Here is a 2,492-nt window from a genome sequence, read left to right as displayed (position 1 = left end):
GTATATGTTAATATATATTAGGTTTATTCCGTACCTATGAGGAATTGAAACCTTGGTAATACGGCTATTTCGTTGGCTTTAAGCTCAGGTTTATTCCGTACCTATGAGGAATCTACGGCTATTTCAATGCTTGCCCAATCACCCACAAAATCAATGTACTCAATGATTGATAGAATTCAAAGTTGTGATAAGATAAGGGCATGTTCGATAGATTTCAAAGATACATTGCGTTTGTGAAGCGAAAGCGGAAATATCTTTTAATAGTTCTTCTTATAGTGAATTTGATAGCCTTCCTCGGATTGATGAAAATTCACATCAGCAGTGATTTTAATGTTTTCATGCCTAAGCGCTCACAAGCCAAGGAGATTTACCAGAAGATGAGCCAGGACTTTGGTAGCACGGATCAGGTAGTTGTTATGGTTGAGTTTAAGGAAAACGTTTTTTCGGTAAATGGAATAAGGAAACTTTTTTCGATAAACGACGCACTGAAATCCGTCCCGGGAGTAAAAAGTGTAGTTCCCCCTGTGCCAGAGAAACTTCCTGTGGGTTTTCAATTTGTAGACATGAAGGATATAACTTCTGAAAATGTTGAAAAAGTTCTTCAGTTTGCCTCGGAAACACCTCAAATGATAAATATCCACCAGTATGATGACAAATACTATGCAATGTTCCTGGTAAACTCCAATTCAAATTCCAGAGATATGCTCAAGAATGTGGAAAAGGCTTTGAATGGATATACCTTTTATATATCTGGAAATAGCTACCTTGAAACGAAAATTTTTGACTATATATTGATGATAGTCTTCACGCTTCCGCCGATGGCTTTTGTCTTGATATTAATTGTGTTTAGATGGCAAATAGGTAGCATCAAAGCTACGATTTTGTGCGTGTTGCCGGCGGGCATAGCTGCTTTGTGGACGATGGGAATGTTAGGTTGGATTGGCAAAGAACTCTCTTTAGTAACTGTTTTAGTCCCTATCTTCACAATTGTTATGGGAAGTGCTGATGGTCTTCATTTCGTCTCACATTTTCTGGAAAACAAGGCTTCTGGACACCCTAACAGTGATTCATTAGCTATAACGCTTTCAAGTGTGGGCAAGGCAATGATACTCACAACACTCACAACGATGGCGGGGTTCATCTCTCTTTCGACTATAAATTCGCAATCTATGGTTCAAATGGGTATCTTCGCGAGTGTTGGCATTGGACTTGCCGCTGTAGCAACGTGGTTTGTCCTGCCATTGATTCTGGTCAATTTCTCGAATTCCTCTGTTAAAGGCAAAACTCTTAGAATCTCTGCGTTTTTCGAACGATTCTCGGATAGAAAAGCTTTGCTCATTGCGCTTGCTATTGTGATTGGGTTCACGCCAGGGTTGTTTTTACTCAAAAGTGATTTCAATATGATGGAAATATACAAAAGCTACACGAAAGTTAGAAGAAATATCCAGATGGTCCAAGATGTTTTCGGCAGCGCTCTGCCAGTTTTTCTTGTTTATTCTGGGAATGATCTTTATGGGGCTGATTCAGCAAATTATATCTTGGAGTTACAGCACGAGATAGCCAATATTGACGGTGTGGAAAAGACCATGTCTATGTACGATATCATAGTCGCAATGAACAAAAGACTTTATGGTGAGAAAGGCTATCCACAACTTCCTTTGAGATTGCTTTTGATAAAGAGAGTTCTACCAAAGGAAGTGTTGTCCAATTTCTTAGATACGGAGGGAAAATCTGCAAGAAGTATGATCTTTCTCTCAAATCTTGACAGCTCCACTTTAGAGCAGTTAACCGCAGTTGTTGAGAACTCTCAAAACGAAGCATTCACAGAACTGTATATATCAGGAATCCCGTTTATAATGAAAGAAATGAACGATTCAATAATACCTCAGCAGTTGAGATCTCTTCTGGTTGCCTTGGCTTGCGTTTTTCTGTTGTTGATGCTATCTCAAAGGAATTTTATTACTCCTCTGCTTTCTGTAATTCCCGTGACGATCACGCTTATCGCACTTTTTGGCTTCATGGGGTATTTCAACATGGATTTGAACGTCGTAACGGTAACCATGGCAAGTATAGTAATAGGTGTGGGAATAGACTACTCTATACATTTCGCCGAGTTATACAGGTATTACTCTAAGGAAGGAGACAAAAGACAGGCGTTGCACAGAACTTTCGTTAGCGCATCAAAGCCAATTATCGCAAACGCTTTGGGGCTTTCAGTGGGTTTGACTGCGATGTTTCTTTCACCTTTGACAATACACTCATATCTGGCAAGTATCATGTGGGTCACCATGCTTACAAGCTGTTTTGTCAGCTTGACTCTTCTTCCCTTTCTAATCACGAGGATTCGAAGAATGTAGCAATCACATCAGTGTTTTCTGAGGTACGCGAAATAGTACGGCAAGACGATGAAAACAATTGGTCCAACGATGTTCCCAATCGTTACAGATAGTATGTTCTTCAAGGAATTAACCCAGCTCAGGTTTGCAAAATTC

The 2,492-nt window shown here is 39.7% G+C and carries 1 protein-coding gene; it reads left to right on the top strand.

Going from position 1 to position 2,492, the window contains the following annotated elements:
- Positions 1–200 precede the first annotated feature (200 nt).
- The gene (locus tag AC3LHT_RS10285) at positions 201–2,357 is read left to right on the top strand and encodes an efflux RND transporter permease subunit (RefSeq protein ID WP_488662827.1); all 2,157 of its coding nucleotides are present in this window, start codon (positions 201–203) and stop codon (positions 2,355–2,357) included.
- Positions 2,358–2,492: the final 135 nt, after the last annotated feature.

It is taken from the genome of Kosmotoga sp., assembly GCF_982836095.1.
Note: the sequence above shows the minus strand (reverse complement) of the source record. Positions and strands in the feature narration are given on the sequence as shown.

What these genes read in the sequence shown, in the direction of transcription:
- AC3LHT_RS10285 (WP_488662827.1), top strand. Translation starts at nt 201, where the DNA reads ATGTTCGATAGATTTCAAAGATACATTGCGTTTGTGAAGCGAAAGCGG.